This window comes from Acidovorax sp. BL-A-41-H1 (genome assembly GCF_051942715.1).
In genome coordinates this window covers 1,410,241-1,429,697 of the sequence record NZ_JBPVJQ010000006.1, presented here as the reverse complement: position 1 = coordinate 1,429,697, position 19,457 = coordinate 1,410,241, and the positions used below count along the sequence as shown (strand labels likewise).

The 19,457-nt window shown below is 66.4% G+C and carries 19 protein-coding genes; 12 read left to right on the top strand and 7 right to left on the bottom strand.

Annotation, left to right across the window (positions count from 1 at the left end):
* Positions 1–2: 2 nt before the first annotated feature.
* Together ACTPOI_RS19865 and ACTPOI_RS19860 are read left to right on the top strand one after the other, a co-directional pair.
* Entirely contained in the window at positions 3–773 is a 771-nt protein-coding gene (locus tag ACTPOI_RS19865; RefSeq protein WP_440111924.1) for a DUF1294 domain-containing protein, read from the top strand.
* A 250-nt stretch (positions 774–1,023) separates the two neighbouring features.
* On the top strand, positions 1,024–1,500 hold the full coding sequence (locus ACTPOI_RS19860) for a hypothetical protein (RefSeq protein ID WP_440111922.1): 477 nt from the start codon (positions 1,024–1,026) through the stop codon (positions 1,498–1,500).
* A 177-nt stretch (positions 1,501–1,677) separates the two neighbouring features.
* Here the strand turns inward: ACTPOI_RS19860 and ACTPOI_RS19855 are convergent, their stop codons facing one another.
* Together ACTPOI_RS19855 and ACTPOI_RS19850 are read right to left on the bottom strand one after the other, a co-directional pair.
* Positions 1,678–2,670 (bottom strand): Bug family tripartite tricarboxylate transporter substrate binding protein, encoded by a 993-nt coding sequence (locus tag ACTPOI_RS19855; RefSeq protein WP_440111920.1) that lies wholly within the window; start codon positions 2,668–2,670, stop codon positions 1,678–1,680.
* Between the two features lie 73 nt (positions 2,671–2,743).
* A complete protein-coding gene (locus tag ACTPOI_RS19850) occupies positions 2,744–4,045 on the bottom strand; it encodes a sulfatase-like hydrolase/transferase (RefSeq protein WP_440111918.1) in 1,302 nt (433 codons plus the stop codon).
* A gap of 129 nt (positions 4,046–4,174) precedes the next feature.
* On the opposite strand from ACTPOI_RS19850, the gene ACTPOI_RS19845 reads away from it, so the two are divergent.
* Positions 4,175–5,086: a LysR family transcriptional regulator gene (locus ACTPOI_RS19845; RefSeq protein ID WP_440111916.1), complete on the top strand. Its 912-nt coding sequence runs from the start codon at positions 4,175–4,177 to the stop codon at positions 5,084–5,086.
* A gap of 141 nt (positions 5,087–5,227) precedes the next feature.
* Positions 5,228–5,710 carry a GreA/GreB family elongation factor gene (locus ACTPOI_RS19840; protein ID WP_440111913.1) on the top strand — a complete coding sequence of 161 codons (483 nt, stop codon included), beginning with the start codon at positions 5,228–5,230 and terminating at the stop codon, positions 5,708–5,710.
* A gap of 182 nt (positions 5,711–5,892) precedes the next feature.
* On the opposite strand, the gene ACTPOI_RS19835 is transcribed toward ACTPOI_RS19840, so the two are convergent.
* Positions 5,893–8,325: a YgiQ family radical SAM protein gene (locus ACTPOI_RS19835; RefSeq protein ID WP_440111910.1), complete on the bottom strand. Its 2,433-nt coding sequence runs from the start codon at positions 8,323–8,325 to the stop codon at positions 5,893–5,895.
* Between the two features lie 259 nt (positions 8,326–8,584).
* Between ACTPOI_RS19835 and ACTPOI_RS19830 the strand changes: the two genes are divergently transcribed.
* Complete coding sequence (locus ACTPOI_RS19830) at positions 8,585–9,121, top strand: GNAT family N-acetyltransferase (protein WP_440111908.1); 537 nt, start codon at positions 8,585–8,587, stop codon at positions 9,119–9,121.
* Positions 9,122–9,205: 84 nt separating this feature from the next.
* Here the strand turns inward: ACTPOI_RS19830 and ACTPOI_RS19825 are convergent, their stop codons facing one another.
* Positions 9,206–9,415, bottom strand: a complete 210-nt coding sequence (locus tag ACTPOI_RS19825; protein ID WP_440111905.1) for a hypothetical protein — start codon at positions 9,413–9,415, stop codon at positions 9,206–9,208.
* 217 nt (positions 9,416–9,632) lie between these two features.
* Between ACTPOI_RS19825 and ACTPOI_RS19820 the strand changes: the two genes are divergently transcribed.
* The 5 genes from ACTPOI_RS19820 to ACTPOI_RS19800 all read left to right on the top strand — a co-directional run bounded on the left by ACTPOI_RS19820 (position 9,633) and on the right by ACTPOI_RS19800 (position 13,766).
* Positions 9,633–10,220, top strand: a complete 588-nt coding sequence (locus tag ACTPOI_RS19820; RefSeq protein ID WP_440111903.1) for an IMPACT family protein — start codon at positions 9,633–9,635, stop codon at positions 10,218–10,220.
* A 278-nt stretch (positions 10,221–10,498) separates the two neighbouring features.
* Positions 10,499–11,917, top strand: coding sequence for a dihydrolipoyl dehydrogenase (locus ACTPOI_RS19815; protein WP_440111901.1), 1,419 nt, complete (start codon positions 10,499–10,501; stop codon positions 11,915–11,917).
* Positions 11,918–11,995: 78 nt separating this feature from the next.
* Entirely contained in the window at positions 11,996–12,211 is a 216-nt protein-coding gene (locus ACTPOI_RS19810; protein ID WP_440111900.1) for a YjfB family protein, read from the top strand.
* A gap of 236 nt (positions 12,212–12,447) precedes the next feature.
* On the top strand, positions 12,448–12,621 hold the full coding sequence (locus ACTPOI_RS19805; protein WP_440111898.1) for a hypothetical protein: 174 nt from the start codon (positions 12,448–12,450) through the stop codon (positions 12,619–12,621).
* A 260-nt stretch (positions 12,622–12,881) separates the two neighbouring features.
* Entirely contained in the window at positions 12,882–13,766 is an 885-nt protein-coding gene (locus ACTPOI_RS19800; protein WP_440111896.1) for an NERD domain-containing protein, read from the top strand.
* 98 nt (positions 13,767–13,864) lie between these two features.
* On the opposite strand, the gene ACTPOI_RS19795 is transcribed toward ACTPOI_RS19800, so the two are convergent.
* Positions 13,865–15,301 carry a cation:proton antiporter gene (locus ACTPOI_RS19795; protein ID WP_440111894.1) on the bottom strand — a complete coding sequence of 479 codons (1,437 nt, stop codon included), beginning with the start codon at positions 15,299–15,301 and terminating at the stop codon, positions 13,865–13,867.
* A gap of 347 nt (positions 15,302–15,648) precedes the next feature.
* Here ACTPOI_RS19795 and ACTPOI_RS19790 point away from each other — a divergent pair, with 347 nt between their 5' ends.
* On the top strand, positions 15,649–16,275 hold the full coding sequence (locus ACTPOI_RS19790; RefSeq protein ID WP_440111891.1) for a hypothetical protein: 627 nt from the start codon (positions 15,649–15,651) through the stop codon (positions 16,273–16,275).
* A gap of 132 nt (positions 16,276–16,407) precedes the next feature.
* Here the strand turns inward: ACTPOI_RS19790 and ACTPOI_RS19785 are convergent, their stop codons facing one another.
* Both ACTPOI_RS19785 and ACTPOI_RS19780 read right to left on the bottom strand, forming a co-directional pair.
* Positions 16,408–17,253, bottom strand: coding sequence for a fumarylacetoacetate hydrolase family protein (locus tag ACTPOI_RS19785; protein WP_440111889.1), 846 nt, complete (start codon positions 17,251–17,253; stop codon positions 16,408–16,410).
* A gap of 84 nt (positions 17,254–17,337) precedes the next feature.
* A complete protein-coding gene (locus tag ACTPOI_RS19780) occupies positions 17,338–18,366 on the bottom strand; it encodes a sodium-dependent bicarbonate transport family permease (protein ID WP_440111887.1) in 1,029 nt (342 codons plus the stop codon).
* Positions 18,367–18,465: 99 nt separating this feature from the next.
* Here ACTPOI_RS19780 and ACTPOI_RS19775 point away from each other — a divergent pair, with 99 nt between their 5' ends.
* Complete coding sequence (locus ACTPOI_RS19775; protein WP_440111885.1) at positions 18,466–19,380, top strand: LysR family transcriptional regulator; 915 nt, start codon at positions 18,466–18,468, stop codon at positions 19,378–19,380.
* Positions 19,381–19,457: the final 77 nt, after the last annotated feature.

Here is a 19,457-nt window from a genome sequence, read left to right as displayed (position 1 = left end):
CGATGCAAAAGCAGGGCACCGTCACCCGGTGGGACACCGCACGCGGGTTTGGTTTCATTCGCAGCCCCGATACCGCGGCGGATGTGTTCTTTCATGTGCGCGACTTCCGAGGCGCCGAGCCACCGCGCGAAGGGCTGCGCGTTGTGTTTGAAGAAATCCATGTGGGCGGAAAGGGTCCGCGCGCCATGGCCGTGCGGGCTGCGGGCGGGGCCATTGCCACCGGCAACGCCGCACAGCGCACCGGCCCCGCCGCCAACCCGGCACCCAACGCGGGCGGCGCACGCAATCCCGGGCCAGGCTCTCGGCGATCCGGCAACGCACCGCGGCAGGATGCACCCGGTGCACGCAGCCAACAACGGGCATCTCGCACCACGGCAACTGCGCGCCGCGGCCGCCCGTCCGCTGGCGGCTCCGCCTCTGCCGGGGTGGTACTGCTGCTCACCACCCTCTGGCTCGGCCTGATCGCCTGGGGCATCTGGGCTGGCCGGCTGCCGCTGGGCTGGACGCTGGGCGCGGCACTGGGCCTGAACCTGCTCACCTTCGCCGCCTACGCCATCGACAAGAACGCCGCCATGCAGAGGCAGTGGCGCATTCCTGAGAAGCATCTGCATTTGATGAGCCTGGCGGGCGGGTGGCCGGGCGCGTGGCTGGCGCAGCAATCGTTGCGGCACAAGTCGCAAAAAGCCGAGTTCCGCCTGGCCTACTGGGGCACGGTGGTGCTGCACAACGCAGCCCTGGCCGCGTGGGTGGCAGGCTTCATCCACCTGCCCTAAGGGGCGAAAGCGCGGCCCTAGCCTTGCAGAGCGTTGGGCCGCACAGCGCCATCGCGCCAGTCAATTGCTATTTAATTGATAGCTACAGGGCATTATGGAACAAGCGCCACAGCCACTTTTGACTTAAAAAAGGCAAAAACACGGCCCGAAAACGCCTGCCGACGCACGAATTGTCCGGTGGCCTACACGGCTGACGAGCGCGTCGCATTTCAATCATTGGGTCTGCCACCGCTCACCACCGGGACACCCCATGAAACCACTCGTTCTCGACTCCACCATGACCAACATGGGCGGCGTCTTCTACCCCACCGGCCATGTGTTTGCGCTCTTTCCCGACGAGGACTGCGTGCGCCAGGCCGCCAGCGCCCTGCAGGCTGCGGGCCACAAGGGCAGCACCGCCTACGCCAGCCCCGAAGTAATCATGGAAGAGATCGTGCGCACTCTCGGCACGGCCGATGCGCCCATGCCCTCCGTGGGCGCCGAGGGCGACATGGTCCGCCGCATTGCCGACCTGGCAGGCACCGGTTACCACGGCATGCTGGTGGAGATGGCCGGCAAAGACAAGGCCGACGCCGTCGTGGAAGCCATTGCACCCGCAGGCGCTGCCGCGGCGTTTTACTACCGCACGTTCATCATTGAAGACCTGATTTCGCAACAGCCACCGCAAGGGACGCAGTCCGTGGTGGCGGGGACGCACGCGGCACAGGGCGGCGAGACGCCCCCGTAATCCCGGGTTGGGAGCGCGATGCCACCGTGCTATTTCGGCTTACCCCAGGCGCAGCCTTGCTGTGAAGCGATTTAGCGCTGCAAACGACGCGTATTGACGTACAGGCCTACCGCCCGCTTGCGAAATGCACCGCCCAAGCCCACCCGGCAGGCCGGATGCGCCCAGGCGTTCGCCCACTCAATCAGCGCTGATGTTGGCTGCCTTGATCACGCCCGCCCAGCGCACCGTTTCGGACTCGATCAGGGTGCCCAGTTCCTCGGGGGTGGAGCTCACGGCCTGCATTCCCATCTCCACAAACCGGGCCTTGACCTCGGGTTTGTCCAGGATGCGGACTATCTCGGTGTTGAGCCGGTCGACGATGGCCCGGGGCGTCCCGGCCTTCACCACGATGCCGTCCCAGCTGCTGGTGTCGATCTTGCCCATGCCCTGCTCTGCCAGCGTGGCCACGTTCGGCAGGATCGGCAGGCGGTTCGGCCCGACAATGCCCAGCGCCCGGACCTTGCCGGAGTTCACCAGCGGCACCGCGACACTGCTTGTCATGAACATGAATTGCACGCGGTTGCTCAGCAGGTCGGGCACCGACTGCGAGAACGACGCATAGGGGACGTGCGCAGCTTGCACCTTCTCCTGGCTCTTGAACAACTCGCCCGCCAGATGGGCCGGTGTTCCGTTGCCGGTGGATGCAAAGTTCAGCTGGTTGGGCTTGGCACGCAACAGCGCGACAAACGACTTCATGTCGGTGGCGGGCAGATCGTTGTTGACCACCAGCACAGTGGCGATGCGGTTCATCTGCGAGACCGGCTGCAGTTCCTTGCCCAGGTCGATTTTCTGGGCCGGGAGCAGCGTCGATGCGGTGGTGACCGGCGTGAGGATGCAAAACAGCGTATGTCCGTCAGCCGGTTGCCGCAAAAGCTCCTGCATGGCCACCACGCCGATGGCGCCCGGCCGGTTTTCCACCACCACGGGCTGCTGCAGGGATGCCGCCAAGTGTGTGGCCAGCACCCGTGATGACATGTCTGGCGGCGACCCGGCGGTGTAGGGCACCAGCAGCCTGATGGGTTTGGCAGGCCAGGCCTGGGCAAAGCTTGGGCTGGCAATGCCAGCCCCCAGCGCAAGGAGCGTGAGGCCCCGCAGCACATGGCGACGCGGTGTCGAGAAAGAACGGGTCATGGTGTGTCTCCTTGTTGTCGTGGATGGTGTGGCAAAGACGCGCGCAGTGCTGTCATGCCGGGTGTGCCAGGGTTCAGGGCATGTCTTTTTCTGTGTAGACCAGGGTGACCGAGACGTCTTCCGGGATGGGTGGCAGCCCTGCCTCCCACTGCTCAAAGCGGCTTCGCAGGTCTGCCAGCCTGTCCGGGTCGCGGTACATCTGGTTGGCACGCTCGCGCGCATCGGCCTCCAGGTTGAACAGGTATTCGTTGCCGTCCACGCGCAGGTATTTCCAGCGGCCGCAGCGCAGCGCGCGCTGCTGGCGGTGGCTCATGCGCCAGCACAACTGCCGCTCCTGCACCAGCGATGCGTCACGCAGATGGGGCAGGATGGACACGCCGTCCAACGGGTGCACCAGTTGCGGCCGGGCCTGGGCGGCTTCCAGCAGGGTGGGCACCCAGTCCATCGTGATGATCAGCTGCTCGCTCACGCCACCAGCCGCAATCACGGCGGGCCAGCGCACGATGTAAGGCACGCGGATTCCACCTTCGGTCAGGTCCATCTTGCCGCCCACCAGCGGCCAGCTGTCGCTGAACCGCTCACCCCCGTTATCGCTGGTGAAGACCACCAGCGTGTTCTCGTCCTGGCCCAGGCGCTTGAGTTCGGCCATGATCTTGCCGATGCCTTCGTCCATGTGGTGGATCATGCGGTGGTAGGTTTCCACAGACCCGCCGTCCAGGTGGAATGTCTTGCCCACCAGGGTCTTGGCGAGTTCGTGGTCCTCCCGCGTCTCCCAGGGCCAGTGCGGGGCCGTGTAGTGCAGCGACAGGAAAAACGGCAGCCCCTGGCCCACGCTGCGCTGGATGAAGTCCACGCTGCGGTCCGACAGCAGGTCCGTCAGGTAGGTGTCGTCGTCCACCGGCGTACCGTTGTGCCACAAATCCTTCTTGCCGTTTGGGGCGGTGTGGGTGAAGTAGTCAATCCCGCCCGACATCAACCCGAAGTGCTCGTCATACCCGCTCTTGAGTGGCCCGAAATGCGGCTCATGCCCGAGGTGCCACTTGCCGATCAGGCCGGTGCGGTAGCCCGCTTCGCGCAGCAGCGAGGGCAGCGTCTGGTGCGACGGCGGGAGGCCGTGCGTGCTGCGCGTGGCGTTGGGGCCATGCAGGGGTTCGTCTGCCGCCCCCCGAAAGTGGTACTGGTAGCGGCCAGTCATCAGAGCGAAACGCGTGGGCGAACACACCGGCGAATTGGAATAGCCCTGGGTGAACCGCAGGCCCTCGCTGGCCATCTGGTCCAGATGGGGTGACACCGGCGCGCGTCCGCCGTAGCAGCCAAGGTCGGCAAACCCGAGGTCGTCGGCCAGGATGAAGATGATGTTGGGCTGTGCGCTCACTGGGGTCCTCGCAATGCTTGCATTCAGGCCGATGGGTCACGGCCCGGATTGAAGGCATTCTGCGTGGAAGGGCCATGCCAGAATAGACGCGAAAACGTGTTGCCCATAATCAATGAACATGGGAAAACCATGCAGTCCTACCAATTGCGCGCGCTCGTCGCCGTGGCAGATGCCGGCAGCATCACAGCGGCTGCCCGCAGTCTCGGCATATCGCAGCCGGCTGTCACCCGGGCCCTCAAGCAACTTGAAATCGACGTCAGGGCCACCCTGCTCTACCGCAACAACGCCGGGGTGGCCCTCACCGAGTACGGCGCTGCGCTGGTCTCGCATGCACGCCTGATCCTGAAGGCCACGGACAAGGCGGAGCAGCACATCGCGCAGATGGTCGACGCGCGTGGGGGCACCCTGTCGGTGGCCTCGTCCGCAACGCCTTTCATGCTGGTACTGCCCAGCGCGCTGGAGCTGGTCCGCCGCCAGTTCACCGGGCTTGATGTGCGGCTGCAAGAGGCGGTCTACCCCACTATCCTCGGCCTGTTTCGCGACGGGTCGATCGACTTCGCTATCGGCCCCGTCCCTGCCGAGGGGCTGGGTGCCGAGTTCACCTGCGACCCGCTGTTCGAGGTCGAACTGGCCGTGGTGCTCAGGCGGGGCCACAGGCTGGCCCACCTGAATTCGCTACAGGACCTGAGCACCCTGGACTGGATCCTCACAGGCCCGAGGAACGGGCCGGGCGCCATCCATGAACAGGCCTTCCGCGGCGCCGGCCTGGAGCCACCCGTATGCCTGACGCATTGCGAGTCCGTCGCTGCCACCGTCCACTTTGTGGCCCACAGCGATGCCGCCAGTTTCGTGCCGCGCCCCATTGCCGAGGCCTTTGAGCGTAGCCACCTGGTCACCGTGGTCAACATCACGGAGCCCACGCCTCCGATGCGCATCTCGCTGGTCCGGCCGAACCAGGCCATCCTCACGCCGGCGGGGCAGGCGCTGTTTTCGGCCATCCGGTCGGTCAGCCGGTTACTGAAAGGGGCGAAGCCGCTTTGAACCGGTATGAACCGATATCGACAGCAGCACACTGCCAAGAGCCGAACTTCAGTTCTCGCCTGCCAATGCGTCATAGGCTTGTGACGCCCCTCGCAATCCATCTCCAACCCGCGGTTCGAGCCGCACCCTTGCATCATCACCATGGACAAATTCTTGCTGCAACAGCAGGTGCTGGAGCGGCTTGCCGAAGACCTGCTGCAAGTCGAAAACGCCCTGCGGGCGGCGCATGAAACAGCGACCCACGAAGAAAACATCGCCGAAAACAAATACGACACCCTGGGGCTCGAAGCAGCCTATCTGGCCACCGGCCAGGCTCGGCGCGCCGAAGCCATCCGACAGGCGATGGCCCAGTGGCGCCAATTCAGCCCGCGCCCCTACGAAGCCAGCAAAGGCATACAGCTCGGCGCCGTGGTCTGCCTTGCCGATGCCGACGAAAGGCAGCAACAGCTCTTCATCGGGCCGGATGGGGGCAGCATGAGGCTGGGCAGCGGCGCCCCTTTCGTGCAGGTCATCAGCAGCGCGTCCCCTTTGGGCAGGGCCATGCTAGGCAAGTGCGAGGGCGATGAGATATCGGTGCAGGTCGCGTCAACCCGGCAGCAGTTCGAAGTGCTATGGATTCGCTGAACCGCCGGGAGCAACCGCCGCGCTGTGAAGGCGATTGAAGGCCATGCACTGGTGGTTACCGGTAGACCCATCATGCGCATCGCTACAAGTCACCTGAGTGGCAGACCGGCCACTCACCCTCGCTCAGCTGGTATCTTGCAGATGGCCGTTCGCAATGAACGAACGCCCATCGCCTGCCTCTGTCAGCGCGCCTTGCGCGCCGACGGCTTGGCGCTGCCCGTGACCCGTGGCGGCAGCCCTGTGTGCTGCGTCAGGATGCGGCCCTTTTGCGGTTGGCCGGGCTTGCTGACCGTAGCCTTGTTACCCGTACCGGCGGTGGCCTGAGGTGACTGTACGCGCTGCCCCACCGGCGTGGAGTTCTTGCGCCGTGCGCTCTGGTACCCGCCATCGGTCAGCGGCTGGAAGGTCGGGATCAGGTGGTGCTTGCCATTGCCGATCAGGTCGGCCCGGCCCATGGCCTTGAGCGCCTCGCGCAGCAGGGGCCAGTTGTTAGGGTCGTGGTAGCGCAAAAACGCCTTGTGCAGGCGGCGGCGCTTCTCGCCGCGCACGATGTCCACCGACTCTTCGGCCGTGTCGCGCATTTCGCGGCGCACCCGGGTGAGCGGGTTGCGGCCCGAGTGGTACATGGCCGTGGCGGTGGCCATGGGGCTGGGGTAGAAGGTCTGCACCTGGTCGGCACGGAAACCGTTCTTCTTGAGCCAGATGGCGAGGTTCATCATGTCCTCGTCGCTGGTGCCCGGGTGCGCGGCGATGAAGTACGGGATCAGGAACTGCTTCTTGCCCGCCTCTTCGCTGAACTTCTCGAACATCTGCTTGAACTTGTCATAGCTGCCGATGCCCGGCTTCATCATCTTGGTCAGCGGCCCCTGCTCGGTGTGCTCGGGCGCGATCTTGAGGTAGCCGCCCACGTGGTGCTGCACCAGTTCCTTCACGTATTCGGGGCTCTTCACGGCCAGGTCGTAGCGCAGGCCGGAGCCGATGAGGATCTTCTTGATGCCCTTCAAAGCCCGGCCACGGCGGTAGATCTTGATCAGCGGGTCGTGGTTGGTGCCCAGGTTGGAGCAGATGCCCGGGTACACGCAGCTCGGTTTGCGGCAGGCGGCCTCGATCTCGGGGCTCTTGCAGCCCAGGCGGTACATGTTGGCGGTGGGGCCGCCCAGGTCGCTGATGGTGCCGGTGAAGCCCTTGACCTTGTCGCGGATGTCCTCGATCTCCTGGATGATCGAATCCTCGGACCGGCTCTGGATGATGCGGCCCTCGTGCTCGGTAATGGAGCAAAAGGTGCAGCCGCCAAAGCAGCCGCGCATGATGTTGACCGAAAACCGGATCATCTCCCATGCGGGAATCTTGGTGGCGCCGTCGTGGCTGCCGTTCTCGTCGGCGTAGCTCGGGTGCGGGCTGCGGGCGTAGTGCAGGTCAAACACGTAGTCCATCTCGGCCGTGGTCAGCGGGATGGGGGGCGGGTTGATCCATACGTCGCGCGCCGTCACACCCTCGCCGTGCGCCTGCACCAGCGACCGGGCGTTGCCCGGGTTGGTTTCCAGGTGCAGCACGCGGTTGGCGTGGGCGTACAGCACCGGGTCGCTTTTGACCTGTTCGTAGCTGGGCAGGCGGATCACGCTCTTGTCGCGCGGGGGCACCTTGAGCTTGGCCTTGAGCGCCGGGTTGGCTACAAACAGCATGGGTTGGATAGCGGGGTTCGGATCGGCCAGTTTAGGGTCTTTTTGGCCGGTAGCGCCCGTTTTATCTGCCTCACCAGCTACAGAATCAGGAGCATCATCTTTGCTGCAGGTGCTGCCCTGTGCGGCGGCCTGCTCGCTGGTCGTCATGTAGGGGTTGATGTGCGCCTCGACGCGCCCGGGCTCGTCCACCGTGGTGGAATCGATCTCGAACCAGCCCTTGCCGCTCTCATCGTCGGGCCGGCGCACAAAGGCGGTGCCGCGCACGTCGGTGATGTTTTGGACCGGCTCGCGGGCCGCGATGCGGTGGGCCACCTCGACCAGCGCGCGCTCGGCGTTGCCGTACAACAGTAGGTCGCACTTGGCGTCCACCACGATGGAACGGCGCACCTTGTCGCTCCAGTAATCGTAGTGGGCAATGCGGCGCAGGCTGCCTTCGATACCGCCCAGGATGATGGGCACGTCTTTGTAGGCCTCGCGGCAGCGCTGGCTGTAGACGATGGCTGCGCGGTCGGGGCGCTTGCCGCCGATGTCGCCGGGGGTGTAGGCATCGTCGCTGCGGATCTTGCGGTCAGCCGTGTACCGGTTGATCATCGAATCCATGTTGCCTGCCGTCACGCCCCAGAACAGGTTGGGCTTGCCCAGCACCTTGAAGGGCTCGGCGCTCTGCCAGTCGGGCTGGGCGATGATGCCCACGCGAAAGCCCTGCGCTTCGAGCGTGCGGCCAATCACGGCCATGCCGAAGCTGGGGTGGTCCACATACGCGTCGCCGGTGACCAGGATGATGTCGCAGCTGTCCCAGCCGAGTTTGTCCATCTCGGCGCGGCTCATCGGCAAAAACGGAGCCGTGCCAAAGCGCTTGGCCCAGTACGGGCGGTAGCTGGTCAAGGGCTTTGCGGCGCGCGCAAAAAAGGAGACGTCGACGGGGGCGTTCATGCGGCTGGGGTACGGCAAACCGCGCGGCAGGGTGGCGTCGCGGATGGCATCGTTGGTGGATAACCCTTGATTTTACGGGCGCAAGCCTGTTTTGTCGCTGCGCGAGGCACTTGCCCCTGCCCGGACACGGCTTGTTCGCATAGGTAGCACTGCCTGCCCCTTGGGCTGGGGGCTGGGGGCTGGGTATCGCCACACCTCAGCGTGCACACAAGGTGTTACAGGTTTAGCATGCACTACGCCTTCCATCCCGGTCGCCGCCATGCCACACCTACCTTCACTGCTGATCCGCCAGGTCAACGCCGCCGATGATCTCCAGCGGCTGACGGACCTGATCCACAGTGCCTATGCACCGCACGCGCAGCAGGGGCTGCGTTACTGGGGCACGCACCAGACGGTCGAAGACACGGCCAAGCGGTTTGCATCGGGCACCGGAATCGTGATGCTGGAGGGCGACCGATATGTGGGCACCCTCACGCTGCGCCCGCCCCAGCCTGAATCTGCCGTGGCCTTGTACCGGGACCTGCGCGTGTGGACGCTGTCCCAGTTTTGCATTGCGCCCGCCGCCAAAGGCTTGGGCTACGGACGTCGGCTGCACGACCATGCCATTGCCATTGCCCGTCGCGCAGGGGCTACCACCATCGCGCTGGACACGGCCCAACCCGCCACAGCGCTGATTGCAATGTATGAGGCGTGGGGCTACCGGCTGGTGGGCGAATGCGACTGGCGACCGCTGACCAACTACACCAGCGTGGTCATGTCCCGCCCGCTGGGGGGCGATGAGGGTGCCGACAGCTGACGGACCCTGCACCGCTGCCGTAACCTGACCGACGCAAGATCCGTCCCGAGGACAGGCGGGGCCATGCCCCAGCGGACGCCCGGCCTACCACTCGCCCACTTCGCGCACGCGCTGCGCCAGGTCGGGCCACTCGTCGCCTGCGGCCGCTGCGGCCGCTTGCACCGGCGCACCGCCCGCCAGCGGCATGTCGACCGGGCCGGGCGCGGCGAAGGCTGGCGAACCCGCTCCTGCCTCGCCCAGCGCGCGCCCGGCCAGCGTCTGTTGCAAAGCGGTAGCAAAACGGATGGCAAACATGGCAACTCCTGGGTGTCGGGGCGAAGGGGCCCTCGGGCGGCTCAATGGACGTAAGGTGAGACTAAAGCCCGGGGATGAAAGCATTTGTAGGAACAGAGGCACATTGCTGCCCCATGGCGGACAAACAACACTGGTGTGCGTCCCGGGTCAGGCCACATCTGCGCGCACCGGGTGCCGCCGCGCTGCCTGCGTCCCGGCGCCGTAAACTCACGCCCCCATGCCCCAGACCCTGGCTGCCCCGGCGCACAGCGAACTCGTCATCAAGAAAAGCCGCTTCATCGGCTGCGTGCAGCCCATGGCCGACCGGGCCAGCGCCCAGGCCGCGGTGGACGCGCTGTGGAAGCAGCACCCCGGCGCAGCGCACATCTGCTGGGCCCTGCTGGCGGGCGGGCAGTCTGCCGCCGTGGACGATGGCGAGCCCGGCGGCACCGCCGGCCGGCCCATGCTGGACGTGCTGCGCCACCAGGACCTGGAAGGCGTGCTGGCGACCGTGGTGCGCTACTTTGGTGGTGTGATGCTGGGTGCCGGCGGGCTGGTTCGGGCCTACACCGATACCGTGGCGCAGGCCCTGCTGACTGCTCCCAAGGTCACACTGCAGCGCATGGCGGTGCTGCACTGCCAGGTGCCCTACGCGCTGGAAGGCCTGTTGCGCCGCGAGATCGAAGCTGCAGGTGCCGAGCTGCTGAAGGTGCAGCACCACAGCATGGTCACGCTGGAACTGCGCCTGCCTGAAATGCAGGCGACCGCGTTTGTGGAGCGCATCAACAACTGCGGCCAGGGCCGCGTGGGCTGGCCGCGCCCCTGACCGGCCCGCCCTCGCCCGTTCGCTGTACCGTCGGGCACGCCAAAGCCGTGCGGCGCATCAGCTCCAGCACCGCCACCGTCGCAGCTGCACGGCGCCAAACAAAGCCTCCTGAATGCGCCGCAGGCTCGCGACCGTTGCCCCTACCCCGATCAGGCAATGCGCCTACAAGGCCCGCGCTACCGTTGAGCCAAACTCATCCGGCACCCCGCCCGGGCACAACTGCAGCACCCACGCCGCAGCGCTGACCCCTGGCATCCAAGGCACCCCGAGAGGAGTTCATGAGCCCACCGCTCGACACCATCATCATCGGCGCAGGCACTGCGGGCCTCGCTGCACTGCGTGAAGTCCGCAAGCGCACCGAACGCTTTCTCATCGTCAACGAAGGCCCGTGGGGCACCACCTGTGCCCGCGTGGGCTGCATGCCGTCCAAGGCACTCATCGAGGTGGCCGATGCCTTCCACCGGCGCCATGCGCTCGCCACCTTTGGCGTGCAGGGCACCGAGGCGCTGCGCGCCGACATCCCCGCCGTGCTGCGCCATGTACGCGCACTGCGCGACCACTTTGCCGCCAGCGCGCTGCAGGCCACCGCGCAGCTGGGCCGCAGCAAGCGCGCCGGCCGGGCCACCGTGCTGGGCCCGCAGCGCGTGGACATTGATGGCCGGGCTTACGACACGCGCAGCATCATCATCGCCACGGGCTCGCGCCCGCACCTGCCCGACGAATGGTTGGCCTTTGGCGAGCGCATGCTCACCACCGACAACCTGTTCGAGCAGCCCGACCTGGGCCCGCGCGTGGCCGTCATCGGCATGGGGCCGATTGGTGTCGAGGTTGCGCAGGCGCTGGCGCGGCTGGGCCTGACGGTGTGGGCGTTTTCCACATCGGCGCAATTTGCCGGGCTGAGCGACCCGGCCATCAACGCCGAACTGACGGCGGCCCTCAAGGCGGACATGCACCTGCATGTGGGCCCCGCGGCGGAGCTGCGCGAGGTGTCCGGCGGTATCGAGGTGCGCAGTGGCAACCACACAGCCATCGTGGACCATGTGGTGGCAGCCATTGGCCGCGTGCCCAACATCGAGCACCTGGGTCTTGAAAGCCTGGGCGTGCCGCTCAGCGACAAGGGCCTGCCGCCCGTGGATGCGCACACGATGCAGGTGGGCGAGCTGCCCGTGTTCATGGCGGGTGACGCCAACACGCAGGTGCCACTGCTGCACGAGGCCGCCGACGAAGGCCACATTGCCGGCATGAACGCCATGCAGCCCGCACGACCCCAGCGATTTGACCGCCGCGTGCCGCTGTCCATCGTGTTCAGCGCACCGCAAACAGCTGTGGTGGGCCAGGGCCTCGCGCAGCTTGACGCCGCCAGCATCGTCACCGGGCAGGTCAGCTTTGAAGACCAGGGCCGCGCACGCGCCGCGGGCCGCAACCGCGGCGGCCTGCACCTGTATGCAGACCGCGCTACAGGCCGGCTGCGCGGGGCCGAACTGTGCGCGCCCGGGGGCGAGCACCTGGCCCACCTGCTGGCGCTGGCCGTGGCGCAGAAAATGACCGTGCATGACATGTTGGGCATGCCGTTCTACCACCCCACACTCGAAGAAGGCCTGCGCACCGCGCTGCGCGACGCTGCAAGCCAGCTGGCACAGGAGCGGCCCTCGGACCTGTCCACCTGCCCCGCGATTGGCGTGCCCGCACTGGAGTAGCGCGGCGCATGCAGGCACCGGTGGCGGCTCAAGTTACCGCCCGGGTTGCCGATATCTCGAGGGCAACCCGGAGTCTCCATGGACGTCGCCCTCACCAACAGCATTGTCAACACCGCCACCGCCATGGCCAGCGCACAAAGCGCCGATGCCGTGAACATCGCGGTGCTGAAAAAAGCGCTCGACATCCAGGCCGCATCGGCTACCACCATGCTGGACGCCGTCGCTCAGACCATGCCCCAGCCTGCGCTGGCCACCAGCGGCACGCTGGGTACCAACGTCAACACTTTCGCCTGAAATCGTCGACCGCACGCTGATTACACGAACACGCATACCCTGCGCGATCGAAGGCAACGTACCTGCACACGCCTTGCCCGCCCTTCCGTGCGAGCACGCCAGCGCCGCGCCTGACCGCTCACATCTGTTATAGGAGTCCGCCACCCGCTGGCCATGACTCCCCGCATGGGAGACAACAATACCGCCGCAGACGCCAACGCGCCTGCTAACTACCTCTGCCCGAGCATGTGCGCGCCGTGGCCGCTGCGCTGGCCAGCAGCCCCATCCCGCTCACGCTGCCTGCCATCGAAACCCGCTTCAAGGGCCGCGGCCCGTGGAAGAAAGGCCTGCCCACGCTGCTGCAAACCCTGGAAGCCCTGGGCCGCGCGCAGGCTGTGCCTACCGATGCGGGGATGGCCTGGCGCGGTTGACATGCGTGAAGCCGGGCCTGCCGCAAAGCGCTGCGCAGGGCTTCGACAGGCTCAGCCCGAACGGATAGTGAACGCTGCGCAAGGCTTTAAGACCCTCAGCCCGAACGGGTGGTGGATGGGAGCCGCTCCGTGCGCTTGAGACCAGGCAGCACTTGGTAGTCTCCCTCACTGCCCCACACACCACAGCACACTGCAGCCAAGCCACAGCCGCGCTACAACCTGGCCATAGTCACGCTCACGACAATCTGTCCTGCCCTTCCATGAAAAACGCACTGGACCCCGGCTTCAACGCCCTGTTTTCCACCCTGATCTGGCTGGTGCCACTGATGCTGGCGATTGCGATCGCCCAGAGCCCGTGGGCCAAGGGGCATTTTGGCGAATGGATGGTGCGGCTGCTGCTGCACTGGGGCCTGGACAAGACCACCTACACAACAGTGCACAACGTGACGCTGGCCACGCCAGACGGCAGCACGCAGATCGACCATGTGGTGGTGTCGCGCCACGGCGTGTTTGCCATCGAGACCAAAAACATGCAGGGTTGGATTTTTGGTGGCGAGCGGCAGGCCGAGTGGACGCAAAAGCTGTTCAAACGCACCTTCAGGTTCCAAAACCCCTTGCGCCAAAACTACCGGCACACCCAGGCGCTGGCAGCCTTGCTGGAGGTGCCGCATGACACCATCCACTCAGTGGTGGTGTTTGTGGGCGGCAGCACGTTCAAGACGCCGATGCCCGCGAATGTGACGTTTGGAAATGGTTGTGTGCGCTACATACAGTCGCTGCAGCAGGCGGTGTTTACCCCCCAGCAAGCGGAAGACCTGGCCCTGCGCCTGCAATCAGGCCGGCTGGCACCTACTCGGGCTACGCATGCCGCGCATGTGCAGCAGTTGCGTCAGCGGCATGCGGAAAATGGTGCGGCACCAGCAGCAGGATCAGCGCCGCAACGACCGAAACCAGCTTCGCCAGAACCCGCCGCGGTATCGGCGGCCCACCCATCGCCCCCGTGCCCCACCTGTGGCAGCGCCATGGTGCTGCGTACATCACAGCGTGGCTCTTTGCCGGGTCAGCAGTTCTGGGGGTGCAGCACCTTCCCCAGGTGCCGGGGGCTGCGCAAGCTGCACGATTCGCCCGATGGCGCCGGGCATTGACCCTGCGGACACGGGTGTGCCTGCACGACGGCTGGCTGGCCATGCAGATGCGCCCTGCACCACGTTTTTGGTAGCTGCCAAGCCATACAAAGTGCTCGCTACACCCCGTCTCGATCCGTTATCGCAGCAAAACCGTTGGCCCTGTCCTTGCGCTTTTCATACCGCCGCATCAGCGGCGTAACGCTGACCCCATGCAACAGCACCGAGGCGACGATCACTGACAAGGTGATGGCCACCAGTTGCTCTGCATGCGCCACGGCAAGGCCGTGCGTGATGGCGTACGAAAGGTAGTACATCGACCCGATGCCGCGGATGCCGAACCAAGCGATCAGGCGGCGCTCGGGCGAAGCCACCGGGGCGCCTGCCAGGCCCAGGTACACAGCGGCCGGGCGGATGACCAGCAACAGCAGCGGCACAAACCACAGCAGCTCCAGGCCAAAGCGCACCTCGGTCAGCAGCACACCCACCACCAGCACCACCGCCACTTCGGCCACGCGCTCCAGCTGGGCGTTGAAGCGCGCCACGGCTTCCATCATCTGGCCGGGCACTTCTTCAGCGACTTTGCTTTCGTCGGACGGGAGTGCGGGGCGGGCACCCGGGTGTGGTGCCAGTGGCTGCGACGTCCCCCGGGCCTGCGTGTCGGCAGCGTCGGCGCTCGCGGCGGCCTGCGGGCCCCGTTCCCGATTTGCACTGGGTTTGCCGTGCCAAGCCGGTTGCGTCCGCGCCACCCGCCGTAGCGCCAGGCCCGCTGCAAACACCGCCAGAAAGCCGTAGGTGTGTGCGATGAGCGCCACGCCGTAGGCCAGCGCAATCAGCCCCAGCACCATGAATTCATCCAGGCCCAGCGCTTCGCGGTGGTGGGTGCGCAGGTACAGGATGGCAGTGCCCACCGCCATGCCCAGCAGGTAGCCCAGCCCCAAGCCACCGGCCACGGCCCACGCCACGTCCACCGCCCACCAGCGCCAGCCCCAGTCGCCCAGGTCGTGCAGGGACAGCAGGCCCAGGCCCAGCATCACAAAGGGGAAGGCGGTGCCGTCATTCAGGCCGCCCTCGCCGGTCAGGCCAAAGCGCAGGCGGTCGCGGTCGTGCGGGTCGGACATCTGCACGTCCGACGCGAGCACCGGATCGGTGGGCGCCAGGATCGCCCCCAGCAGCACGGCAGCGCCCAGGGGCAGGTCCAGCAGCCACACGCCCGCGGCCGTGACCGCCGCTACGGTGAGCACCATCGACACCGACGCCAGCCGCAGCGGAATTCGCCAGCGCCGGTCGCGTAGGGGCAGTTCGAGCTTGAGGCCCACGGTGAACAGCGAGATGAGCACCGCCACTTCGGTCAGCCGCTCCAGCAGGTGCGAGTCGTCCAGCGGGTCCAGCGTGAGCAGCCCCAGCCCGGCGGGGCCCACGCCCACCCCCACGGCCAGATACAGGATGGCGGAGCTGAGAGGCACCCGCGCAATGAACGAGCTGCTGAGCGTCATGACGATGAGCAGCAGGCCCACCAGCGCGTAGCCAACGTTGAACGACAGGTCTGCGTTCATGCGTTGCACCCGCGTGCCGCGCTGTGAACAGGGGCATAGGCGCCGCGCTTGCTAAGAACGCACGCCAACGTACCGCCGCGTGGGTAGGCGGGGGAGCAATGTTCGGGGTACAGGTGTGGTGGCATGCGCCGACTGTGAAGGCCCCGCGCCCGTGCCAGAGCGAGCGCGCAGGCCCTGCGGATGTCAGCCAGCGCCGCCAGTGTTGCGGGCGCAGCGTGCCCGGTGCAACGTCGCACTACGGCGCCAGTACACACCGATGTTGGACCCGGCATTCCCGTCGCAAAGGCGAGCTCGTGGCCGCTGCACGGACTGTGTGCACAATTCGTTACCCTTCGCCCCATGCCGCAATGAATCTCATCACCCTCATCAAGATCGCGATCGTTCTCGGGGTGGCCTTCTTCGGTATCGAGGCCCTGCGGGTGCGGAATGCCGACCAGAAGCTGCAAAGCTACGCGGGCGCCAGCGCGGTGTTCCCGGCCGGCGATGGCCCCTTGCAAGGGTCGGCCAGCGGCAAGGCTTTTGAGTTCAGGGGCTACCAGGTGCAGCCTTTGGCGAGCTTTGCGGTACGCGCCCGGGTGCTGGCGCGCGAAGATTACCGTCTCGGGCGCGAAGCCGATCTGTCGCCCGTGGATCTGGCACTGGGCTGGAAGCGCATGGCCGACCCCAAGGTGTACGAGCCGCTGAACATCACACAGGGGGGCCGGTGGTACCGATACTCGTGGCGCGAACAGCCGCCCATCCCGGTGCAGGAGATCGTCGAGTCATCGGCCAACATGCACATGATTCCGGCCACTGCAGCGGTGGAGCGCACGCTCAGGCATGTCAAGGCCGGGCGCTACGTCCGCATCACCGGGCAGCTGGTGCAGGTATCGCACGCCAGCGGCTGGACCTGGACCAGTTCGCTCACCCGCTCGGACTCGGGTGCGAACTCGTGCGAGCTGGTGTTTGTGGAGACGGTCGAACTGGAGAACTGACGACCCGGTTGTCAGTACGGCGCCATCCACGCGCGCCGCCGGTCCCGCAGGCACTATCTTTTGCATAGCATTCAGGGCAAACAAATCGGGGGCCTGAGGCACTTTTGACCCACATTTTTGCCCTGCAGCTCCCTACCCGCCGGTACAGCGCTGCACCTGCTCCCCCAGCTCGGTTGCACCCAGCCGCATCACATCACCGGCCTTGAGGTACCACGGCGCAGGCTTTTGGCCCAGGCCCACGCCCGCCGGGGTGCCGGTCAGGATCAGGTCGCCGGGCATCAGCGTCATGAACTGGCTGATGTACGAGACCACGGTGGGCACACCGAAGATGAAGTTGGCGGTGCTGCCTTGCTGCACACGCTGGCCATTCACTTCCAGCCACAGGTCGATGGCGTGCGGGTCGGGCAGCTCGTCGGTGGTGACCAGCCAGGGGCCGATGGGTGCAAAGGTGTCGTAGCTTTTGCCTTTGTCCCACTGGCCGCCACGCTCCATCTGCCAGGCGCGTTCCGACACATCGTTGGCCAGCACGTAGCCAGCCACATGGGCCGGGGCGTCGGCCTCGGTCACATGGCTGGCGGTGGTGCCGATGATGATGCCCAGCTCGACTTCCCAGTCGGTCTTGATCGCGCCGGGGGGTATGCGCACGTCGTCATGGGGGCCGCTGAGCGCGCTCACGGCTTTCATGAACAGCACGGGTTCGGCGGGCGGCTGCAGGCCGGCTTCTCGGGCGTGATCGGCGTAGTTCAGGCCCACGCATACGATCTTGCCCACACCGCCCACAGGGCTGCCCAGGCGCGGGGTGCCGGGCACGGCAGGCAGGCGGCTCGTGTCGATGGCGGCCAGGGCCGCGAGGGTGCGGGGGTTGAGCTGGGCGGGGCCGATGTCGGGCAGCAGCATCGACAGGTCGCGCAGTGTGCCCTGGGCGTCAAGGAGGCCGGGGCGCTCGGCCCCGGCTTCGCCGTAGCGGATGAGTTTCATGGATCAGGCTCCTGTGAGAGCCATCAGTGTAAGTAGCGCGGCAGCGCAACGCGGCCAGCGCCTGACACCCGTGCGACCGCCCTGTCAGCCCAGTACGCGCACCGCGAGACCGGTGTACAGCGGTATGCCGATCAGCATGTTGATGGGGAAGGTCACGCCCAGCGACAGCCCGAAATACAGCGAGGGGTTGGCCTCGGGCACGGCGTAGCGCAGCACGGCCGGCACCACGATGTACGACGCGCTGGCCGACAGCACCATCAGCAAAGCGGCATCCGGCGCCGACATGCCCAGCAGGGCCGCCAGGCCCAGTGCGATGGAGGCGTGCACAAACGGCGCCACGGCGGCGTACGCCACCAGCACCGGCGACTTGCCCCGCACCGACGAAAAATTGCGCGCCACCATCAGGCCCATGTCCAGCAGGAAGAACGCCAGCATGCCCTTGAACAGGTCGCCCGAAAACGGCTGCATCACGGCCTTGCCCGCATCGCCCGTGGCGTAGCCGATGACCATGGCGCCCAGCAGCAGCATCTGCGCGCCGTCGGTAAACGACTCGTGCAGCACCTTGCGCAGAGACAGGGGCGACGCAGCACCCGTGGCTCCGGGCCCGCCCGCCAGGGCGGCACCGCCACCGCTCACGACCACGCCAGCAGGCGCAGCCGCTGCGGCCTCCTGGCGCAGGCGGTTGGCCAGCAGCACGGCAATCAGAATGGCGGGGGATTCCATGATCACCATGGCCGCCGCCATGTGCCCGCCATAGGCGAGCTGGTTGGTTTCGAGGAACTGCATGGCCGTGACAAACGTCACCGCGCTCACCGAGCCGTAGGACGCCGCCACCGCAGCCGCGTCAAAGCGCGACACGTGGCGCTTGAGGAAGGCGTACCCCATCAGCGGCACCACAAACGCCATGGTCAGGGCCGCGCCCAGGCCTACCCCCACCTGCGCGCCAAAGCCCGACTGCGACAGCGCAAACCCGCCCTTGAGGCCCAGCGCCATGAGCAGGTACAGCGACAGAAACTTGGCGATGGCGGGCGGGATTTCGAGGTTGGACCGCACGGCGCCGGCAAACACGCCAAAAACAAAGAAAAGGATCGCGGGATCAAGCAGGTTTTGCATGGAGTTGTTATTGGTTTTTCGGGACTGTTCACGAATGTTACGAAGGCTGACCCGTTATGTAAAATCGATTCATCCACCTCTATACATATCGCTTTATCTATGAATGTGAGCTTTCGACAACTGCGGCTTTTTCTGGCGCTGGCCGACACGGGCAGCGTGACGGCCGCCGCGCGGGCCATGCATGTGACGCAGCCCACCGCCTCCATGCAGCTGCGCGAGGTGGCCGAGGCGGTCGGCCTGCCGCTGTACGAAGTGATCTCGCGCAAGGTGCACCTGACGCAGGCCGGGCGCGAGCTGGCGACTACCGCGCGCGCCATGGTGGCCGAGTGGGACACCTTCGGCCAGACCGTGAACGCCATGAAGGGCCTGCGCCGCGGGCGGCTGAAGGTGGCGGTAGTCAGCACGGCCGAATACTTCATCCCCCGACTGCTGGGCCGCTTTTGCGACGAACACCCGGAGGTGGACGTGGCCTTGCAGATCCTGAACCGCGACGGCGTGGTGGCGCGCCTGCGCGACAACCTGGACGATCTGTACGTGATGTCAATGCCCCCGGCCGACATGGACCTGGAAGACCAGGTGCTCATGCCCAACCCGCTGGCGCTCGTGGCGCCCGCCGCCCACCCGCTGGCCCGTCGCAAAGGTCTGGCACTGGCCGACCTGCAGGACGAACGCTTCATCCTGCGCGAAAGGGGCTCGGGTACGCGCATGGCGGTCGATGCGCATTGCCGGACGGTTGGCTTTGTACCCCGCGTGCGGCTGGAGCTGGGCAGCAACGAGGCCATCAAGGAAGCCGTGGCGGCCAACCTGGGGCTGTCGGTACTGTCGGTGCATTCACTGCACGACACGCACGCCGCGCACGGGCTCGCGGTGCTGCACGTGGCGGGATTTCCCATCGGCTCGCAGTGGCACATCGTGCGGCCGCGCGGTAAGCGCCACACGCCCATCGCCGAAGTGTTTGAAGCCCACCTGCTGGCGCAGGGCAACCACCCGGCGCCGATGACCGGGCAGTCGTAGCCGCCCCCCAGCGAGTCGACCGCACACGCAAGACTCGTAGCGCCGCGGCACAATGGCATGCCCTGCACGGGGCGGCC

Bases quoted from the DNA above. Each gene is read 5' to 3' on its own strand.
- ACTPOI_RS19835 (WP_440111910.1), bottom strand. From the start codon at position 8,325: ATGAACGCCCCCGTCGACGTCTCCTTTTTTGCGCGCGCCGCAAAGCCC.
- ACTPOI_RS19840 (WP_440111913.1), top strand. From the start codon at position 5,228: ATGGACAAATTCTTGCTGCAACAGCAGGTGCTGGAGCGGCTTGCCGAA.
- ACTPOI_RS19865 (WP_440111924.1), top strand. From the start codon at position 3: ATGCAAAAGCAGGGCACCGTCACCCGGTGGGACACCGCACGCGGGTTT.
- ACTPOI_RS19815 (WP_440111901.1), top strand. From the start codon at position 10,499: ATGAGCCCACCGCTCGACACCATCATCATCGGCGCAGGCACTGCGGGC.
- ACTPOI_RS19830 (WP_440111908.1), top strand. From the start codon at position 8,585: ATGCCACACCTACCTTCACTGCTGATCCGCCAGGTCAACGCCGCCGAT.
- ACTPOI_RS19825 (WP_440111905.1), bottom strand. From the start codon at position 9,415: ATGTTTGCCATCCGTTTTGCTACCGCTTTGCAACAGACGCTGGCCGGG.
- ACTPOI_RS19860 (WP_440111922.1), top strand. From the start codon at position 1,024: ATGAAACCACTCGTTCTCGACTCCACCATGACCAACATGGGCGGCGTC.
- ACTPOI_RS19780 (WP_440111887.1), bottom strand. From the start codon at position 18,366: ATGCAAAACCTGCTTGATCCCGCGATCCTTTTCTTTGTTTTTGGCGTG.
- ACTPOI_RS19785 (WP_440111889.1), bottom strand. From the start codon at position 17,253: ATGAAACTCATCCGCTACGGCGAAGCCGGGGCCGAGCGCCCCGGCCTC.
- ACTPOI_RS19795 (WP_440111894.1), bottom strand. From the start codon at position 15,301: ATGAACGCAGACCTGTCGTTCAACGTTGGCTACGCGCTGGTGGGCCTG.
- ACTPOI_RS19790 (WP_440111891.1), top strand. From the start codon at position 15,649: ATGAATCTCATCACCCTCATCAAGATCGCGATCGTTCTCGGGGTGGCC.
- ACTPOI_RS19800 (WP_440111896.1), top strand. From the start codon at position 12,882: ATGAAAAACGCACTGGACCCCGGCTTCAACGCCCTGTTTTCCACCCTG.
- ACTPOI_RS19810 (WP_440111900.1), top strand. From the start codon at position 11,996: ATGGACGTCGCCCTCACCAACAGCATTGTCAACACCGCCACCGCCATG.
- ACTPOI_RS19820 (WP_440111903.1), top strand. From the start codon at position 9,633: ATGCCCCAGACCCTGGCTGCCCCGGCGCACAGCGAACTCGTCATCAAG.
- ACTPOI_RS19775 (WP_440111885.1), top strand. From the start codon at position 18,466: ATGAATGTGAGCTTTCGACAACTGCGGCTTTTTCTGGCGCTGGCCGAC.
- ACTPOI_RS19845 (WP_440111916.1), top strand. From the start codon at position 4,175: ATGCAGTCCTACCAATTGCGCGCGCTCGTCGCCGTGGCAGATGCCGGC.
- ACTPOI_RS19855 (WP_440111920.1), bottom strand. From the start codon at position 2,670: ATGACCCGTTCTTTCTCGACACCGCGTCGCCATGTGCTGCGGGGCCTC.